At 64.2% G+C, this 17,651-nt stretch carries 19 protein-coding genes (1 of these 19 cut by a window edge); 10 read left to right on the top strand and 9 right to left on the bottom strand.

Going from position 1 to position 17,651, the window contains the following annotated elements; all coding sequences use genetic code 11:
- Nucleotides 1-145: 145 nt before the first annotated feature.
- From sfnG to ACMGT0_RS21895, 4 genes are all read left to right on the top strand, one after another.
- Nucleotides 146-1,246, top strand: coding sequence for a dimethylsulfone monooxygenase SfnG (gene sfnG, locus ACMGT0_RS21910; protein WP_054059916.1), 1,101 nt, complete (start codon nucleotides 146-148; stop codon nucleotides 1,244-1,246).
- 273 nt (nucleotides 1,247-1,519) lie between these two features.
- Nucleotides 1,520-2,743, top strand: coding sequence for an SfnB family sulfur acquisition oxidoreductase (locus ACMGT0_RS21905; RefSeq protein ID WP_054059915.1), 1,224 nt, complete (start codon nucleotides 1,520-1,522; stop codon nucleotides 2,741-2,743).
- A gap of 4 nt (nucleotides 2,744-2,747) precedes the next feature.
- Nucleotides 2,748-3,413: a methionine ABC transporter permease gene (locus ACMGT0_RS21900; protein ID WP_416769764.1), complete on the top strand. Its 666-nt coding sequence runs from the start codon at nucleotides 2,748-2,750 to the stop codon at nucleotides 3,411-3,413.
- A 79-nt stretch (nucleotides 3,414-3,492) separates the two neighbouring features.
- On the top strand, nucleotides 3,493-4,263 hold the full coding sequence (locus ACMGT0_RS21895; RefSeq protein ID WP_054059913.1) for a MetQ/NlpA family ABC transporter substrate-binding protein: 771 nt from the start codon (nucleotides 3,493-3,495) through the stop codon (nucleotides 4,261-4,263).
- A 20-nt stretch (nucleotides 4,264-4,283) separates the two neighbouring features.
- Here ACMGT0_RS21895 and soxR read toward each other — a convergent pair whose 3' ends face one another.
- Nucleotides 4,284-4,748 carry a redox-sensitive transcriptional activator SoxR gene (gene soxR / locus ACMGT0_RS21890; protein ID WP_054064819.1) on the bottom strand — a complete coding sequence of 155 codons (465 nt, stop codon included), beginning with the start codon at nucleotides 4,746-4,748 and terminating at the stop codon, nucleotides 4,284-4,286.
- A gap of 92 nt (nucleotides 4,749-4,840) precedes the next feature.
- Between soxR and ACMGT0_RS21885 the strand changes: the two genes are divergently transcribed.
- Nucleotides 4,841-5,206 (top strand): antibiotic biosynthesis monooxygenase, encoded by a 366-nt coding sequence (locus ACMGT0_RS21885; protein WP_054059911.1) that lies wholly within the window; start codon nucleotides 4,841-4,843, stop codon nucleotides 5,204-5,206.
- Nucleotides 5,207-5,379: 173 nt separating this feature from the next.
- Here the strand turns inward: ACMGT0_RS21885 and ACMGT0_RS21880 are convergent, their stop codons facing one another.
- The 4 genes from ACMGT0_RS21880 to msuE all read right to left on the bottom strand — a co-directional run bounded on the left by ACMGT0_RS21880 (nucleotide 5,380) and on the right by msuE (nucleotide 9,583).
- Nucleotides 5,380-6,483, bottom strand: a complete 1,104-nt coding sequence (locus ACMGT0_RS21880) for a sigma-54 interaction domain-containing protein (protein ID WP_054059910.1) — start codon at nucleotides 6,481-6,483, stop codon at nucleotides 5,380-5,382.
- 8 nt (nucleotides 6,484-6,491) lie between these two features.
- Nucleotides 6,492-7,679, bottom strand: coding sequence for an acyl-CoA dehydrogenase family protein (locus tag ACMGT0_RS21875; protein WP_054059909.1), 1,188 nt, complete (start codon nucleotides 7,677-7,679; stop codon nucleotides 6,492-6,494).
- A gap of 185 nt (nucleotides 7,680-7,864) precedes the next feature.
- Complete coding sequence (gene ssuD / locus ACMGT0_RS21870) at nucleotides 7,865-9,010, bottom strand: FMNH2-dependent alkanesulfonate monooxygenase (protein WP_416769761.1); 1,146 nt, start codon at nucleotides 9,008-9,010, stop codon at nucleotides 7,865-7,867.
- Between the two features lie 9 nt (nucleotides 9,011-9,019).
- Nucleotides 9,020-9,583 (bottom strand): FMN reductase, encoded by a 564-nt coding sequence (gene msuE / locus ACMGT0_RS21865; protein ID WP_054056394.1) that lies wholly within the window; start codon nucleotides 9,581-9,583, stop codon nucleotides 9,020-9,022.
- Nucleotides 9,584-9,998: 415 nt separating this feature from the next.
- On the opposite strand from msuE, the gene ACMGT0_RS21860 reads away from it, so the two are divergent.
- The 4 genes from ACMGT0_RS21860 (at nucleotide 9,999) to ACMGT0_RS21845 (ending at nucleotide 14,237) form a co-directional block, all read left to right on the top strand.
- On the top strand, nucleotides 9,999-10,268 hold the full coding sequence (locus tag ACMGT0_RS21860) for a hypothetical protein (RefSeq protein ID WP_054056393.1): 270 nt from the start codon (nucleotides 9,999-10,001) through the stop codon (nucleotides 10,266-10,268).
- Between the two features lie 105 nt (nucleotides 10,269-10,373).
- Nucleotides 10,374-11,000, top strand: a complete 627-nt coding sequence (locus ACMGT0_RS21855; RefSeq protein ID WP_416769758.1) for a LysE family translocator — start codon at nucleotides 10,374-10,376, stop codon at nucleotides 10,998-11,000.
- 200 nt (nucleotides 11,001-11,200) lie between these two features.
- A complete protein-coding gene (locus tag ACMGT0_RS21850; RefSeq protein ID WP_416769756.1) occupies nucleotides 11,201-12,370 on the top strand; it encodes an aminotransferase class V-fold PLP-dependent enzyme in 1,170 nt (389 codons plus the stop codon).
- A gap of 58 nt (nucleotides 12,371-12,428) precedes the next feature.
- Nucleotides 12,429-14,237 (top strand): aminopeptidase P family protein, encoded by a 1,809-nt coding sequence (locus ACMGT0_RS21845; RefSeq protein ID WP_054056390.1) that lies wholly within the window; start codon nucleotides 12,429-12,431, stop codon nucleotides 14,235-14,237.
- Between the two features lie 149 nt (nucleotides 14,238-14,386).
- On the opposite strand, the gene ACMGT0_RS21840 is transcribed toward ACMGT0_RS21845, so the two are convergent.
- Nucleotides 14,387-14,977 carry a 2-hydroxychromene-2-carboxylate isomerase gene (locus ACMGT0_RS21840; RefSeq protein WP_054056389.1) on the bottom strand — a complete coding sequence of 197 codons (591 nt, stop codon included), beginning with the start codon at nucleotides 14,975-14,977 and terminating at the stop codon, nucleotides 14,387-14,389.
- Nucleotides 14,978-15,013: 36 nt separating this feature from the next.
- Complete coding sequence (locus ACMGT0_RS21835; RefSeq protein ID WP_054056395.1) at nucleotides 15,014-15,754, bottom strand: SDR family oxidoreductase; 741 nt, start codon at nucleotides 15,752-15,754, stop codon at nucleotides 15,014-15,016.
- Between the two features lie 93 nt (nucleotides 15,755-15,847).
- Here ACMGT0_RS21835 and ACMGT0_RS21830 point away from each other — a divergent pair, with 93 nt between their 5' ends.
- Nucleotides 15,848-16,414, top strand: coding sequence for a TetR/AcrR family transcriptional regulator (locus ACMGT0_RS21830; RefSeq protein ID WP_054056388.1), 567 nt, complete (start codon nucleotides 15,848-15,850; stop codon nucleotides 16,412-16,414).
- 13 nt (nucleotides 16,415-16,427) lie between these two features.
- On the opposite strand, the gene ACMGT0_RS21825 is transcribed toward ACMGT0_RS21830, so the two are convergent.
- Both ACMGT0_RS21825 and rhtA read right to left on the bottom strand, forming a co-directional pair.
- Entirely contained in the window at nucleotides 16,428-16,706 is a 279-nt protein-coding gene (locus tag ACMGT0_RS21825; protein ID WP_054056387.1) for a hypothetical protein, read from the bottom strand.
- Nucleotides 16,707-16,876: 170 nt separating this feature from the next.
- Nucleotides 16,877-17,651, bottom strand: the 3' portion of a protein-coding gene (rhtA, locus tag ACMGT0_RS21820; protein WP_054056386.1) for a threonine/homoserine exporter RhtA. It continues 113 nt past the right edge of the window; 775 of the gene's 888 nt are visible here — the last part of the coding sequence; the start codon falls outside the window, past its right edge; it ends in the stop codon at nucleotides 16,877-16,879.

The following is a 17,651-nucleotide window of genomic DNA, read 5'->3' as shown; positions in this document are numbered from 1 at the left end:
GAACAGGCCCTTGAAACCGGCAGAAACTTTGCGGGCAAGCCCGCTCCCACAGGGTATCGTGCCGTGTTCGTGCGGTTGCCGGGTCGGACGCTGGCACGCTTGCTGCTCCAGTGACCTGACATTCCCTGGTCCGAGGTGCAGCACCATGAGTCAGCAAGCCGTGAAATTCGCCTACTGGGTACCCAATGTCAGTGGTGGCCTGGTGGTCAGCAAGATCGAGCAGCGTACCCGCTGGGACATCGACTACAACCGCAGACTGGCGCAACTGGCGGAGGAGGCCGGGTTCGAGTACGGCCTGACCCAGATTCGCTTTACCGCCGGTTATGGCGCCGAGTACCAGCACGAGTCGGTGGCGTTCAGTCATGCCCTGCTGGCCGCCACCACCCAACTGAAGGTGATCGCCGCGATCCTGCCCGGCCCCTGGCAGCCGGCGCTGGCGGCCAAGCAACTGGCGACCATCGACCAGCTGACCGGTGGGCGGATCGCCGTGAATATCGTCAGCGGCTGGTTCCGCGGCGAGTTCCACGCCATCGGCGAGCATTGGCTGGAGCACGACGAGCGTTATCGCCGCTCCGAAGAGTTCATCCGCGCGCTGAAGGGGATCTGGACCGAGGACGGGTTCACCTTCAAGGGCGACTTCTACCGGTTCAACGACTACACCCTCAAGCCCAAGCCGCTGAGCCAACCGCATCCGGAGATCTTCCAGGGCGGCAGCTCGCGGGCGGCACGGGACATGGCGGCGCGGGTTTCGGATTGGTACTTCACCAACGGCAACACGCCGGAAGGCATCAAGGCCCAGGTCGACGACATCCGTGCCAAGGCCGCGGCCAACGGTCACTCGGTAAAGATTGGGGTGAACGCCTTCATCATTGCCCGCGATACCGAGGAGGAGGCCCGCGCGGTGCTGGCGGAAATCATCGACAAGGCCGATCCCGAGGCGGTTGGCGCGTTTGGCGATGCGGCAAAGCAGGCCGGCAAGTCGTCGCCGGAAGGCGAGGGCAACTGGGCCAAGTCCGGTTTCGAAGACCTGGTGCAATACAACGACGGCTTCAAGACCAACCTGATCGGTACCCCGCAGCAGATCGCCGAGCGCATCGTGGCGTTGAAGGCGGTAGGGGTGGACCTGGTGCTGGCGGGGTTCCTGCATTTCCAGGAAGAGGTCGAATATTTCGGCAAGCGGGTGTTGCCGCTGGTGCGTGAACTGGAGGCGCAGAAGGCGGCGCGACCAGTGGCCGAGCTGGCCTGATTCTGCTGACGCCCCCGTAGGAGCCGGGCTTGCCCGCGAAGAACGATGACGCGTCATGACGGATACACCGCGTCGTCCCGTTCGCGGGCAAGCCCGGCTCCTGGGGGAGGGGGCTGAGGTGTTCTTCCAGCAACAGTGAACTCACATTCTGTTCTGTACAGAAATCACGCCTGTGACCGCTGATAAATAGTAACTGCATGATTTGAAAGAAAAAATAACTTAGGCACAGAAGCTGCATTAGCCCACGCAACACCCTTCGCCCGAGAGCGCTCCATGTCTTCCCTGCCTGAATCCGCCAGCTACCCGATCCATTCCCCCGACGCCCACCTGATCCGTGACGAGGCCGAAGCCCTGGCCGTCGCTCGACGTGTCGCCGCCCGTTTGCTGGAGCAGGATGCCGAGCGCGATCGTACGCGCCAGGTGCCTGCCGAAGTGGTCGACCTGTATTCCAACAGCGGCCTGTGGGGCATCACCGTGCCCCGCGAGTTCGGGGGGGCTCAGGTGTCCTATGCGGTGCTGGCCGAAGTGATCGCGATCATCTCGGCAGCCGACCCGTCTCTGGGACAGATCCCGCAGAACCACTACTGCCTGCTGGAAGACATTCGCCTGCAGGGCACGCCCGAGCAGCAGGCGCATTTCTTCGACCTGGCGCTGCAGGGGCATCGTTTTGCCAATGCGCTGTCGGAAACCGGCGGCAAGAACGTCCAGGACATCCAGGCCACCGTTCGCCGTCACGGCGACGGCCATGTGATCAACGGGCGCAAGGGCTATTGCACCGGTTCGCTGTATGCCCACTGGCTGGCGGTGCTGGCCCTGGACGAAGAGGGCAGGGCCCAATTGGCGTTCGTCGAGCGTGGGACGCCGGGGCTGGTGATCGTCGATGACTGGGACAGCATCGGCCAGCGCACCACCTCCAGCGGTACGGTGCTGGCCCGGGACCTGAAGGTCCCGGCGTTCAACCTGTTCCCCACCTATCGCTCCTATGAGAACCCGACCCTGGCCGGCCCGTTCGCCCAGTTGACCACCGCCGCCATCGATGCCGGCATCGCCCGTGCGGCCTTGCGCGATACCGTGACCTTCGTCCGCGAGCAGGCCCGGCCCTGGATCGACGCCGGGGTCGACAAGGCCAGCGAAGACCCGCTGACCATCATCCAGGTCGGTGCCCTGGAGATTCGTCTCGAAGCCGCCGATGCCCTGCTCGAACGGGCCGGCAAGGCGCTGGATGCCGCCCGCCCCGCGCCCGACGAAGACAGCGTCGCCCGGGCTTCGCTGGCGGTGGCCAAGGCCAAGGTACTGACCACCGAAATTGCCATCGAGGCCAGCAACCGGCTGTTCGAGCTGGGTGGCACCCGCTCGACCCTGAAAAAGCACAATTTCGATCGCCACTGGCGCAATGCCCGGGTGCACACCCTGCATGACCCGGTGCGCTGGAAATACCACGTGATCGGCAACTGGCTGCTCAACGGCATCAAGCCGCCGCGGCACGACTGGTCCTGAAACCATGGGCGAGCTGCTGAAAAACACCTACTGGGCGGATATCGCCCAGGCCTGCCTCGACACCCTGAGCATGCTCGCGGCGGCGCTGGCGTTCATCATCCTGCTGGGCTTGCCGCTGGGGGTGCTGCTGTTCCTCACCGGCAAGCGCCAGTTGCACGAGACCCCCGGGTTGTATCGGGTGTTGTCGGTGGTGGTGAACGTGCTGCGCTCGCTGCCGTTCATCATCCTGCTGATCGTGCTGATTCCGCTGACCACGCTGCTGGTGGGGACCTCCCTCGGGGTACCGGGGACCATTCCACCCCTGGTAGTGGGCTGCACGCCGTTCTTCGCCCGGCTGGTGGAAACCGCCTTGCGTGAAGTGGATCGTGGCGTGGTGGAGGCAACCCAGGCGATGGGGGCCAGCACCTGGCAGACCATCCGCCACACCCTGCTGCCGGAAGCTCGTGGCGGGCTGCTGGCGGCGGTGACGGTGACCGCCATCGTGCTGGTGGACTACACGGCGATGGCCGGGGTGATCGGTGGCGGCGGGCTGGGCGACCTGGCGATCCGCTATGGCTACCAGCGCTTCCAGACCGATGTGATGGTGGTCACGGTGATCCTGCTGCTGCTCCTGGTACAGGCGCTGCAAATGACCGGTGACCGCCTGGTGGCCCGCTACAGCCGACGTTGACCCGCCGAACCGAACTTATAAAACAACCTGGCCCAACGACCACCCGACGCCGGCCCTTTCTGCCTCTCTGGAGCCTTGCATGAAAAAGACCCTGGCCGTATTGGCCGCCCTGATGTCCCTGGCTGCACACGCCAATGAAAAACTGACCGTCGGCGCCACACCGGTGCCCCACGCCGAGATCCTCGAATTCGTCAAGCCGACCCTGGCCAGGGAAGGCGTCGACCTGGATATCAAGGTCTTCAACGATTTCATCCAGCCCAACCAGCAACTGGCGCTGAAGAACCTGGACGCCAACTACTATCAGTACCGGCCGTTCCTCGATGACTACAACAAGACCCGCCACACCAATCTGGTGCCGGTGGTCGGCGTGCATATCGAGCCGTTCGGCGCCTACTCGACAAAGATCAAGAGTCTGTCCGAACTCAAGGATGGCGCTTCGGTGTCGATTCCCAATGACCCGGTGAATACCGGTCGGGCCCTGGTGCTGCTGCACGAGGCCGGGCTGATCAAGCTAAAGGACCCGAGCAATACCCAGTCGACCCCGCGCGACATTGCCGAGAACCCGAAACACCTGAAGATTCGTGAACTGGAGGGAGCGATGCTGGCGCGTTCGGTTAGCCAGGTGGACCTGGCATTCGTGTTCGCCAACTATGCGCTGGAAGCAGGGATCGACACCAACAGTGCGCTGATCGTCGAGAAGGGCAAGGATCTGTACGTCGAGTTCCTGGTGGCGCGGCCGGACAACCTCAATGACCCGGGCATCCAGAAACTGGCCAAGGCGCTGAACTCCGATGAGGTGCGGCAGTTCATCCTGACCCGCTACAAGGGGCAGATCGCGCCGGGCTTCTAGCCCCGGCTTCTACAGGGCGATCAGCTTTCCGGCTCCAGCAGGTGGGGGCCGGGGCCCTGGTCGCCCAGCACGTCGCCCTGGTTGCGCAACGGGCAGGTCTCCATCGACAGGCAGCCGCAGCCGATGCAGCCGTTGAGCTTGTCCCGCAGCCGGGTCAGGCGGGCGATGCGCTCGTCCAGTTCGTCCTTCCAGCGTTCCGACATCCGCGCCCAGTCCGCCGCTGTAGGCGTGCGGCCTTCGGGCAACGCTTGCAGGGCCTGGTGGATCTCCGCCAGCGGAATCCCCAGGTTCTGCGCGACCTTGATCAGCGACACCCGACGCAGCACGTCGCGGGCATAGCGGCGCTGGTTGCCGGCATTGCGGCTGCTCCGGATCAGCCCCTTGGATTCGTAGAAGTGCAGGGCCGTGACCGATACGCCGCTGCGTGCGGCGACCTGGCCGACCGTGAGTGCCTTGTCGGTGGGCAGGGCCTTGTGTAATGCCATGGAAGAAATCCCTTGACCTCTAGTTAACTTGAGGTTTTACCCTGCATCACCTCGGATCTCAAGATCCTGTGCGACTTTCCGGGGAGTTTTCCATGCCAGCGACAGAGCAAAACCGCAGCTTCACCCAACTGATCCAGTTCGAGATCGAACCCCACCAACAGGATGCCCTGGTCTGTGCCCTGGAGCGGCAGACCGAGCGCCTGGCCCAGGATTTCGCCGGCTTCATCAGCGGTAATGTGCAGGTCAGCGACGATGGTCGGCGCGTATTGAATGTGCTGCAGTGGCGATCGAAACAGGCCGGCGAGGCGGCGTTCGCCCGCTTCGAGAGTGGCGAGGAGGATTTCTGGCTGCTGATTCGCCAGCACCGGGCCAGGGCGGTGAGCTTCGGTTCGTTCCAGGTGCTGCGCAGCATCGAGCGCAGCCACGATAACGCGCTGCATTGTGCCCTGGTTGGCTAGGCTATGTACGAAATCGCTTGAAACTTGGTTATGCGGCGTTAAAAACCGGCTCGGAATGCTCATTGACAACCAGTCAAGTCGGGCGCGACCCCGGGCGTTCCTCGCCGGTTTTTGCCTTGCCTAACCTGCGTTTCAAACAATTTCGTACACAGCCTAATGGCGGTGCCAGACGCCTAGATCGATAGCTGCAGCATGCGGTCGCCCTGGACGTTCTCGCCGGGGCGGCGCTTGTTCACCGCCAGTTCGCCGATCCTGATCAGCCGGGTGCGGGTCACGTTGCGGCTCAGGCCCAGCAGGTTGGCGGTGTGCACCTGGTTGTAGTGGCTGAAGCGGTAGGCCGCGCGCAGCAGAGCATCCTCGACCTTTTCGTGGAGGGCGCCGGCCTGTTCCTCGAAGAGTTTCTGGAAGGCGCGCTCGAGCAGGGCTTCGGCCGAGTCGTCGGTGCCTGCGGCGTGGTCGTCCTGGCGCTCGATGCGCATGTTCGACAGGCGCAGGTCGTCGCGTTCGATCACGCCGTTACGGCAGATCAGCAGGGTGTGGTGGATGACGTTTTCCAGTTCGCGGATGTTGCCCGGCCAGCTGTAGCTCTTGAGCTTCTGCTCGGCCGCCGGGCTGATACGGATGTCGCCGTAGCCCAGACGCTGGCAGTAGGCATCGATGAAGTGCCGGGTCAGCGGCAGGATATCGCCGGGCCGTTCGCGCAGCGGGCTGAGTTCGAGGTTGACGACATCGAGGCGGTAGTAGAGGTCCTCGCGGAAATGCCCGGCGTTGATCGCCTTTTCCAGCTGGACGTTGGTCGCCGCCAGCACCCGCACGTTGATCGGGATGCTTTTGCGCGAGCCCAGGCGCACCACTTCGCGTTCCTGCAGGACCCGCAGCAGCTTGACCTGGATCGGCATCGGCAGGTCGCCGATCTCGTCGAGAAACAGCGTGCCACCGTCTGCTTCCTCGAACCAGCCCGCCTTGGCGCTGAGGGCGCCGGTAAAGGCGCCTTTTTCATGGCCGAACAGTTCGGCCTCGACCAGCGACTCGGAAAACGCCCCGCAGTTGACCGCGATGAACGGCCGGTTGCGACGGGCGCTGAGGTTGTGGATATGCCGGGCCACCAGTTCCTTGCCGGTGCCGGTTTCGCCAATGATCAGCACGCTGGCCTCGCTGGGCGCGACCTGTTGCAGATGGGCGAGCAGGGCCTGGGACTTGGGGTCTTCGAAGACCTGGGCGGTGGCGCGGATCGAGGTTGCCAGAGCCGGCGAGGGCGGTAGGGTTAGCAGCTGCATGGGCGTCTCTACGAGTAGAAGGTGGGGATGGGAAGTGTCTGGTTCAGGGCCCAGTCGCCCAGTTCCTGGAGCTTGTAGTCCAGCGGGTCGTGCAGGGTCTGGGTACGCAGGTTGCGCCAGTGGCGGTCCAGCCGCAGAGAGGCGTGGGTGGAGCGTGCACCGGTGACTTCAAACAGCCTGCTGCACAGTTCCAGACCCTGGCGGCTGGCGGCAACCTTGGCCGTGGCGATGGCGGTCGCCAGTTCGCCACGTTCCTCGGCACTGAGCTGCGGGCCCTTTTCCCAGGCCCGGTCGAGCCCTTCGGCGGCACGTTCGACCAGCAGCCGTACACCTTCGAGCGCAACCCAGAAGTCGCCGTAGTGGCTGAGGATGTACGGGTCCTTGCGGATGTCCCCGGCCCCGGACTTGAACCACGGCCGGGTCTCGGTGAGGGTGTATTGCCGGGCTTCGGCGAAGGCGCCTTCGGCAATGCCGAGGAACATGTGGGTGAAGGTCAGTTGCGCGATCAGCGGCCGCAGGCAGGCGAAGGGCGTGCTCAGCGGGCCGGGTTCGAGCAGCAGTTCCGACTCTTCGACCCGCACCCGTTCGAAACTGGCGCTGCCGCTGTCGGTCTGGCGCTGGCCCATGTTGTGCCAGTCGTTGTGCAGGGTGATGCCGGAGCGGCCGCTGGGGATCGCGGCGATCAGCAGTTTGCCGCCGGCGCTTTCGTCGACGGCCGAGGCGATCAGCATTTCCGAGTCGCTGGCACCGGAGCAGAAGCTCTTCTTGCCGGAGAATTCGCGCCAGCCGCCGAGCTTGCGGACCACGGTGCGTGTGTCCAGCGGATTGAGGGCGTTGCCCCAGAACCAGTTCTTGCGGGCGGTCTGCTCGAACCACGGCTGCCATTGCTCGGGGCGCGAGAACAGCCGCACGGTGGCGAGCATCAGATGATGGAAACCGAAAACATGGGCGATGGAACTGTCGACCTTGGCGAATTCGCGCACCACATTGAGGGTTTCGCTCCAACTGGCGCCGAGGCCGCCGTATTGGGTGGGAATGCTCAGGGCCAGCAGGCCGCTGTTGCGCAGGGCGTCGCGCTGGGCTTTCGGCGTGCCGCCGCGCTCGTCGCGTTCGACGGCGGTTTCGGCAAACTCGGCGGCCAGCAGGCGGGCGGTCTGCAGGGGATCGGGAAGGAGGTTGTGTGGTTGAGCCGTCACGCGGTGTTCCTCTGTATAAGGCGGTGTCGAGGCTGTTGAGGGGGCGGCAGCGACCCTGTGGGAGCGGGCTTGCCCGCGAAGCCTTTGGCAGCCTCGAGGCCCAATTCGCGGGCACGCCCGCGCCCATGGATCACTGCCTTGCAGCCGTTGCCCCTCGTCAGGGCGATAGTCCCTTCTCCCGGCTGTCAGGCCCCGGCCTTGGCCGGCAACACATCGTTGGCGATCATTTCGCCGAAGGGGCCGGTCAGGTTGGTCACGCCACGGCCGGCCAGGCTGGCATAGGGCTCGGGCAGCAGCGGGAAAACCAGTTCGGCGAAGCGGTAGGCTTCCTCCAGGTGCGGGTAGCCGGAGAAGATGAAGCTCTCGATCCCCAGGTCCGCGTATTCCCTGATGCGCTCGGCCACCTGTTGCGCGTTGCCTACCAGTGCGGTACCGGCGCCACCGCGGACCAGGCCGACGCCGGCCCACAGGTTCGGCGAAATCTCCAGGTTGTCGCGGCGCCCGCCGTGCAGGGCGGCCATGCGCCGCTGGCCTTCGGAGTCGAAGCGGGCGAAGGATTGCTGCGCCGCGGCGATGGTCTCGTCGCTGATGTGTTCGATCAGCCGGTCGGCGGCTTTCCAGGCTTCTTCGGCGGTTTCGCGGACGATCACGTGCAGGCGGATGCCGAAGCGCACGGTGCGGCCCTTGCGTGCGGCACGCTCGCGGATGTCGGCCAGCTTGGCGGCCACGGCGGCCGGTGGTTCGCCCCAGGTCAGGTAGACGTCGACCTGGTCGGCGGCGAGATCGTGGGCCGCGTCCGAGGAGCCGCCGAAATACAGCGGTGGATAGGGCTTCTGCACCGGTGGGTAAAGTGCCTTGGCGTTCTGCACCTTCAGGTGCTTGCCTTCGAAGTCCACGGCTTCGCCCTGCAACACCCGCCGCCAGATTTTCAGGAATTCGTCGGTGACCTCGTAGCGTTCGCCGTGGCTGAGGAAACTGCCGTCGCCGCGGTTTTCGTCGGGGTCGCCACCGGTCACCACGTTGATCAGCAGGCGGCCGTTGGACAGCCGGTCGAGGGTCGCGGCCATGCGCGCCGAGACGGTCGGCGAGATGATGCCCGGGCGGATCGCCACCAGGTAGCGCAGGCGTTCCGTCAGTGGCACCAGCGCCGAGGCGATGACCCAGGAGTCTTCGCAGGAGCGGCCGGTGGGAATCAGCACGCCGTGGTAGCCGAGGCTGTCGGCGGCCTGGGCCACCTGTTTCAGGTAGTTGAGGGTGACCGGACGGGCGCCCTGGGTGGTGCCCAGGTAGTGACCGTCGCCGTGAGTGGGGAGAAACCAGAAGACATCCATGGCAAGTCCTTAAGCGGTTTTCAGCAGCTGCTTGGAATGGGCGCCGAACAACGGGACGGCGCGTTCTGCGGCAAGGCGGATGCGGGCCTTCAGGGGCTCGCTGGTGATCTGGTAGTTGGCGAAATCGGCTTCGCTGGCATAAACCCCGATGGGCAGGGTCAGGGCCTGGAAGAAGCTGAACAGCGGGCGCAACTGGTGATCGAGCACCAGGGCGTGGCGTTCGCTGCCGCCGGTGGCAGCCAGCAGCACCGGGGTGTCGATCAGGGCGTTGAGGTCCACCAGGTCGAACAGGTGCTTGAGCAGGCCCGGATAGGAACCGCGATAGACCGGCGAGGCGACGATCAGCAGGTCGGCGTTTTCGATGGCCTGCAACTGGGCTTCGACTTCGGCGCTCAGTTCGGCGCGCGACAGGGCCGAACCGAGGGGGCGGGCGATGTCGGTGAGTTCGATCAGGCGGCTTTCGATGTTCAGGTGCCGGGCCAGTTCGGCCAGCAGCGCCTGGGTCAGCACCAGGGTGCGCGAGGGACGATAGGGGCCGCCGGAGAGGGCAACGACTTTCAGTGTACGAGACATGGTCAGTTCCTTTTCAAACAGTTGCTTGGCGAGCAGGTTCGGTGCCCGGGCTTTTGGTGAGAGGGCTTGAGCAAGACCTGTACCAAGCGCCCGAGCCCCGAATCCACGGGCTTGCGCCTCGTCCGGCGATGGGTCGGGTGCTGGCTGGCGGGCTGTTTTGTTGATCGACTGTTGGCTGGCGAACAGTTGCCCAGGCAACATCGATCAAACGCTTGGAGCCGTTGTACGGGGTTTCTGATATTCCGTAAATGAACGTATTTCCATATTTATAGTTCTTTATGGAATATATTTGGTTTCGGTGGCAAGGGGGGGCGATCGATCGATAGCGACTATCGAGAGCGGTGATTTCTGCTGCCGGGGGGTGCCCCGGTAGCCTGTGTCCATCCACTCAAATCGGGCATTCGGGAGTCACCTCATGAAACACACACCTGCGGTTCTGCTGCTTCTGTTGCTGTCGGTCCTGGCCGGTTGCGCCAGCCATCCGTCCCCTGAACTGCGGCCCTATACCGCCGAGGAAACCCGGGAACTGGCGATGGAGGCGTTGAACCGTCGCGGGCTGTCCTTCGAGGAATACCAGCGCAAGAAAGCCGAGCTGCTGGGCCAGCCACAGCAGGTCTATGGTTTTGATGAGAAGGCCGAGATCAGTGCCGATCGCGGCAGTAACAGACAGGTCAACCGAGGATGAAGGTAAAAACTGTACGGGTCGAAGTTTTCGTCAGCTGTGCCTGAGCTTCTCCGGGTCGCTGGGATAGGGTGAGCGCCTGACTGATACGCTTGCCGGATGCCCGCCATGACCCTTTCGCTCGACCTCCTGCTGGGCTTTGCCCTGTTCGCCCTGGTGACTTCCGTGACGCCCGGTCCCAACAACACCATGTTGCTGGCCTCCGGGGTGAACTTCGGTTTCAACCGCTCCATTCCCCATATCCTGGGCATCTCCAGCGGTTTCTTCGTGCTGGTTCTGGCCGTGGGGCTCGGCCTGGGGGCGGTGTTCGAGGCCTATCCGGCGCTCTATACCGCCTTGCGCTACATCGGCGGTGCCTACCTGTTGTATCTCGCCTGGAAAATCGCCGGCTCGGGGCCGGTCTCCGAAACCGACCAGGGACAGGGCAGGCCGTTCGGCTTCTGGAATGCCGCGGCATTCCAGTGGGTCAACCCCAAGGCCTGGGTGATGGCAATCGGTGCGATCAGTACCTACACGCCGCTGCAGGGCTATTTCAGCAACGTGCTGGTGATCGCCGCCGTGTTCGCCTTGATCAATGCCCCCAGCGTCAGCCTCTGGGCCGCCTGCGGCAGTCTGCTGCGCAATGTGCTGCGCGAGCCCCGCTGGTTGCGGCTGTTCAACGTGGCCATGGCGCTGTTGCTGGTGATTTCCCTGTACCCGCTGGTGCATGAGAGTGTGCAGCAACTGTTGCACTGAGCCTTCGACGGAGCAGGGGCGACTGGTGCTCGCAACACCTTTCCCGGCCCTGTAAGCTGGATTCCAGGAGCGTTCCTACGCACTTTGCATGAAAGTCATCTTTCCTTGATCGTTTTCCATCGGGTACAGCTGTTCGTTCAACTCTCGGTTGACTGCAGTGAGAGATCGATCCGCGGGACACGCTTTATGAGTCTTTTGCCATGAATCAACTTCCCTTGTATTTCGACTACGCCGCCACGACACCGGTGGACGAGCGAGTCATTCAGGTCATGGTCGAGTGTCTGGGCTTCTCCGGCAACTTCGGCAACCCGGCCTCCAGCTCCCACGCCTTTGGCCAGCGCGCCCGGCAGACGGTCGAGCAGGCCCGGCAACAGGTGGCGACCCTGGTGGGCGCCAGCGCCGAGCAGATCGTCTGGACCTCCGGTGCCACCGAATCGAACAACCTGGCCCTCAAGGGTGTTGCCCAGGCCCGTGGCGCGAGCGGCGGGCACCTGGTCACCAGCCGGATCGAACACAAGGCGGTCCTCGACACCGCCCGCCAACTGGAGGAAAGCGGGGTCGAGGTGACCTGGCTGGAGCCGGACGCCGAAGGGCTGATCACCGCGCAGAGGGTCGCCGAAGCGCTGCGCGAGGACACCTTCCTGGTGTCGCTGATGCTGGTGAACAACGAACTGGGTACGCTCAACGACATCCGCGCCATCGGTCAGCGGGTTCGCGAACAGGGAGCGCTGTTCCATGTGGACGCCGCCCAGGGCGCCGGCAAGGTGGCCATCGACCTGGGCGAGTTGCCGGTGGACCTGATGTCGTTCTCGGCGCACAAGCTGTACGGGCCCAAGGGCATCGGCGCGTTGTATGTCGGGGCGCGCGCCCGGCAGCGCCTGCATGCGCAGATCCATGGTGGCGGCCATGAAGGTGGCCTGCGCTCGGGGACCCTGGCGACCCACCAGATCGCCGGCATGGGCAGCGCCTTTGCCCTGGCGACCGAGGCCTTCGAAGAAGAGGCGGCGCTGATCCGTGCGCTGCGCCAGCGCCTGCTGGACCAGTTGGCGGATATCCCGGGCCTGCGCCTGAACGGCAGTGCGCAGCAGCGTATTCCCCATACCCTGAGCCTGACCTTCGCCGAGGGTCGGTTCAATGGCGCGCAACTGAGCCAGTCGCTGGCCTATTCGGCCACCTCGGCGTGCAATTCGGCGAGCAATGCGCCGTCCCATGTGTTGCTGGCGCTGGGTCACGATGCCGATTCCGCGGCGCGTACCATCCGGCTCAGCCTCGGACGTTTCACCACCGAGCAGGACATCGACCGGGCGGCCGCGGCAATCAAGGCCTGCGCCAGTGCCGCAGTGCCATTTTGGGCAGTTGCCCCGTCGTGACGGCTGATCCATCATCAGCGCCGCATAACAATCAAACCCGTGAGTAGCAGGAGACATGATGAGCACGCAGACCTCGAGTCAGGGAACCGTACCCCAGCGCCTGGCGCACACCCGCGAGCTGATGAAGCGCGAGGGTATCCACGCCTTGCTGGTGCCATCGGCCGATCCGCACCTGTCGGAGTACCTGCCGGCCTACTGGCAGGGCCGGCAGTGGTTGTCGGGCTTTCATGGCTCGGTCGGTACCCTGATCGTCACGGCGGAGTTTGCCGGGGTCTGGGCTGACAGCCGCTACTGGGAGCAGGCGACCAAGGAACTGGGCGGCAGCGGTATCGAGCTGGTCAAGCTGCAGCCGGGGCAACCCGGGCCGCTGGAGTGGCTGGCCGAGCAGACGCCGGCCGGCGGCGTGGTCGCGGTGGACGGCGCGGTGATGGCTTTGGCTTCGGCGCGTACCCTGGGAGAGAAGCTGCAAGCCCGTGGTGCGCGCCTGCGTACCGACATCGATCTGCTGCAACAGGTCTGGGAAGACCGTCCGGTGCTGCCGAGCCAGCCGGTCTACGAGCACCTGCCGCCGCAGGCGACGGTCAGCCGTGGCGAGAAACTGGCGCAACTGCGCGAAGAACTGAAGAGTCGCGGCGCCGACTGGCATTTCATCGCGACCCTGGACGACATCGCCTGGCTGTTCAACCTGCGTGGTGCCGATGTGTCGTTCAACCCGGTGTTCGTCTCCTTCGCCCTGGTCAACCAGCAGCAGGCCACGCTGTTCGTGGCGCTGGACAAGGTCAGCGCCGAGCTGGTGCAGATCCTCAAGCGCGATGGCGTGAGCCTGCGTGACTATGCCGAAATTGCCGCGGCCCTGGCGGCCGTGCCGGCCGGTTCGAGCCTGCTGGTCGATCCTGCCCGGGTCACCAGTGGCCTGCTGGACAACCTGGGCGCCGAAGTAAGTCTGGTGGAAGGGTTGAACCCGACCACCCTGGCCAAGTCGCGCAAGAGCCTGGAGGACGCGGTGCATATCCGCCAGGCGATGGAGCAGGATGGCGCGGCCCTGTGCGAGTTCTTCGCCTGGCTGGAAACCGCGCTGGGTCGCGAGCGGATCACCGAACTGACCATCGACGAGAAGCTGACGGCTGCCCGGGCCCGTCGTCCTGGTTATGTGTCCCTGAGCTTCAGCACCATCGCCGCCTTCAATGCCAATGGCGCGATGCCGCACTACCATGCGACCGAGCAGGAGCATGCAGTGATCGAAGGCGACGGCCTGTTGCTGATCGACTCCGGTGGCCAGTACCTGGGCGGCACCACCGACATCACCCGGATGGTCCCGGTGGGCACGCCGAGCGCCGAGCAGAAAGCTGACTGCACGCGAGTGCTCAAGGGTGTGATCGCCTTGTCCCGGGCACGTTTCCCCCGCGGCATTCTTTCGCCGTTGCTCGATGCCATCGCCCGCGCGCCGATCTGGGCGGACAACGTCAACTACGGGCATGGCACCGGCCATGGCGTGGGTTACTTCCTCAATGTTCACGAGGGGCCGCAGGTGATCGCCTACCAGGCGGTGGCGGCGCCACAGACGGCGATGCAGCCGGGGATGATCACCTCGATCGAACCGGGCACCTATCGCCCGGGCCGTTGGGGGGTGCGTATCGAGAACCTGGCGATGAACCGTGAGGCAGGCGAGAGCGAGTTCGGCGAGTTCCTGCGCTTCGAAACCCTGACCCTGTGTCCGATCGATACCCGTTGCCTGGAGCCGGCGTTGCTGACGCAGGAGGAGCGCGACTGGTTCAACGGCTACCATGCCGAGGTGCGTGAGCGGCTGAGTCCGCTGCTCAGCGGTGCGGCGCTGGAGTGGTTGAATACCCGTACTGCGGCAATCTGATCTTCAGGGCCCTTTCGCGGGCCAGCCCGCCCCTGCAGGGGAACAGCGCTATACGCAGAATCAGCATGCGATACGTTCCTGTAGGAGCCGGGTTTGCCGGCGAAAACGATCTGGCAGGTGGCATCTGTGCTGCCTGACACTCCTGCCGGTCAGGCCAACGCTTCCCGGACGAATTCCAGACGGTCCTGCCCGAAAAACAACTGTTCGCCGACAAACATGCTCGGCGCACCGAACACCCCGCGCTGCAGGGCCTGCTCGGTCTTCTCCTTCAGTACGGCCTTGACCTGCTCATCCTGGGTCAGCGCAATGATCGGTTGCGGGTCGAAGGCATTCTCGACCAGCACCTGCGCAACCGTAGCCGGATCATTCATGTTGCGCCCATCGACCCACAGTGCGCGATACAACGCATCGACGAATTCGACGAAACGCTGGGGCTGGTGCAATTGTACGCCGGTGGTCGCACGCATCAGCAGCAATGTATTGACCGGGAAGTGCGGGTTGAAGCGAAAGGGGACGCCGTAGCGTTGGGCGTAGCGGGCCAGGTCCTGGATCATGTAGCGCCCCTTGGCCGGAATCTCGGCGGGCGAGGCATTGCCCGTGGCCTTGAACACGCCGCCCAGCAGCATCGGCTGGTAGACCAGTCGGGCGTCGGCCTGGGCACAGATTCCGGGCAGTTGGGTGTAGGCCAGATAGGAGGCAGGGCTGCCCAGATCGAAATAGAACTCGACGTTTTTTTTCATGGATGAAGCATCCTTGTTGTTGTCGTGGGGATGAGCTTACCAGCGTTCGTTCCAGGGCCGCAGGTCGAGTTCGAAGGTCCAGGCGTCCCGCGGCTGGTTGTGCAGGTACCAGTAGTTCTCGGCGATATGGGCCGGGTCGAGGATGCCATCCTGGTCCTTGAGGGCGTACTTTTCCGGAAAGCTGGTGCGGATGAAGTCGGTGTCGATGGCGCCATCGACCACCACATGGGCGACATGGATGTTCAGTGGCCCCAGTTCCCGCGCCATGCTCTGGGCCAGGGCGCGGATCCCGTGCTTGGCGCCGGCGAATGCGGCGAACCCGGCGGCTCCGCGCAGCCCGGCGGTGGCACCGGTGAACAGGATGGTGCCGCGCTGGCGGGTGACCATGCGTCTGGCGACCTCGCGGGCATTGAGGAAGCCGGAGAAGCAGGCCATTTCCCATATCTTGAAATACTTGCGGGCGGTTTCCTCAAGGATGCTGCATGGCACGTTGGCGCCGATATTGAAGACGAAGGCTTCGATCGGACCGATCTGGTTTTCGATCTGCTCGATCAAGGCAACCACCTCTTCTTCCTTGCGTGCATCACAGGCAAAACCATGGGCCTCGCCACCGGCCTGACGGATGCCTTCGACCAGAGGTTGCAGCTTGTCGGCGCTGCGCCGTGTCACGCAGGCGACCAGGCCTTCGGCGGCGAAGCGTCGGGCTATGGCTCCGCCAGTGGCGTCGCCGGCACCGACGACCAATACGACTTTCTTGTGGTTGTTTGCAGTAGTCATGGTCAGCATCGCTCTTTTAGTAAACTATCGTTAACTAAACGAACGTTATGCTACGATTCGACCAGCGTCAAGGTCGTGAACAGGAACAGCACCATGCGTTACTCGCTCAGTCACAAGCAGGAAACCCGCGAGCGTCTGCTGGAAAGCAGTGCGGCTTCGGCGAAAAAATCAGGCTTTGCCACCATCGGGGTGGATGGCCTGATGAAAGCCATCGGTCTTAGCGGTGGGGCGTTTTATGGGCATTTTTCGTCGAAGGACGAGTTGTTCGGGGCGATTGTCGAACGGGAGTTGAGCCGCAGCGTGGCGCGCTTGGGTGGAGAAGGGGAGCCGGATCCTGCTCAGTTGGAACGATGCCTGAGGTTGTACCTGAGCATGAGCCATGTCGAACAGGCGCAGAGTGGCTGTGCGTTGCCGGCGTTGGGTGCGGAGATTGCCCGGGCCGACGTGGCTGTGCGTGAGCGGGCCGAGGCCTGGATGTGTCGGCTGCAACAGCGCTGGGCGCAGGCGCTGGGCAGCGAGAGTCAGGCCTGGTCGATCCTGTCCCAGTGCGTGGGGGCGCTGGTGGTGGCGCGCATGATGTCGACGCCGGAGCTTCAGCAGCAGGTGCTGAAGTCGAGTCGCGACGAAATCGGTCGCCAGATCGGTCAGCCGTCCGCGTAGTGGCGGCTTTGGCCTACTTGCAGATGATGATCATGCTGCGACTGGTATAACCGGCCGGGTTCAGGCCGAAAGGATAGTCGCCGGGATCCTCGACGGCGTCACCGGACTTGGCGAGTATCTTGTAGCCCTTGTCGCTGCAGGAATTGGCGGCCTTGGTGTAGCACTTGTCCCAGGAGGACGTCAGCCCCGAACAGTTGATGTGCAGCCCCCGCTTGCCGTGCTTGATGGGTTTGGAGGTCGCGGCACAACCGGCGACGGCGAGTACTGCCAAGACAATCAAAAAACGCTTCATTACTGTCCTTAATCTCCAGCCCCCGGATCAAACAGCCCGAGTTTGGCTTCTTTCGTGCCCACCTGTTTCTTCCTTGAGCGCCCCGTCCGAATTTATCAAGGCTGGCATTGAGTTAGGCGTAAACATGTCTTATTTGCGCGACAAATGCCAGAGTAACGTCACGTGTTGTATCAATCAGTCGCGATTGCCGGCTTGGGTTCGCTGCGCATGGTCAGCGTCGCACCTATGGAAGCGCAGATAATGCAGGCGATCGCCAGCCACTGCGCCAGGGACAGGTATTCGCCGAGAAACAGCAGGCCGGACAGGGCGCCGAAGGCCGGTTCGATGCTCATCAGGGTACCGAAAGTGCGGGCCGGGATACGGGTCAGGGCGACCATCTCCAGGCTGTAGGGCAGGGCGGTGGAGAGGACGGCGACGCCGAGGGCGGCAGGAATCAGCGCCGGGCTCAGCAGGGCTGTGCCGGCGTGGGCGATGCCGACGGGGGCGACGACCAGGGCGGCGATCATCACGCCCAGTGCGGCGGTCTGGACACCATTGTCCGCGCCGGCCTTCTGGCCGAAAAGAATATAGAGGGCCCAGCAGGCTCCGGCGCCCAGCGCGTAGAGCGCGCCGACCAGATCGATGCTGGTGCTGGTGCCCGAGGTCGGAATCAACAGCAGCAGGCCGGTGACTGCCAGGCCGATCCACAGGAAGTCGATGGCCCGGCGTGACGCGTAGAGCGCCACGGCCAGTGGCCCGGTGAACTCCAGGGCGACTGCGATTCCCAGGGGCACGGTTCTCAGTGCCATATAGAAGAGCAGGTTCATGCCACCCAGGGCGACCCCGTAGATGGCCACCGTGCCGAGGGACCTGGCGGTGAGTGTCGCCCGCCATGGGCGCAGGATCAGCAGCATGATCACGCTGGCGAAGATCAGGCGCAGGGTAGTGGTGCCCTGGGCGCCGACC

The sequence above is a fragment of the Pseudomonas sp. RHF3.3-3 genome (assembly GCF_048069595.1).
In the GTDB taxonomy this organism is placed as follows: Bacteria; Pseudomonadota; Gammaproteobacteria; order Pseudomonadales; family Pseudomonadaceae; genus Aquipseudomonas; species Aquipseudomonas fuscovaginae_B.
Note: the sequence above shows the minus strand (reverse complement) of the source record. Positions and strands in the feature narration are given on the sequence as shown.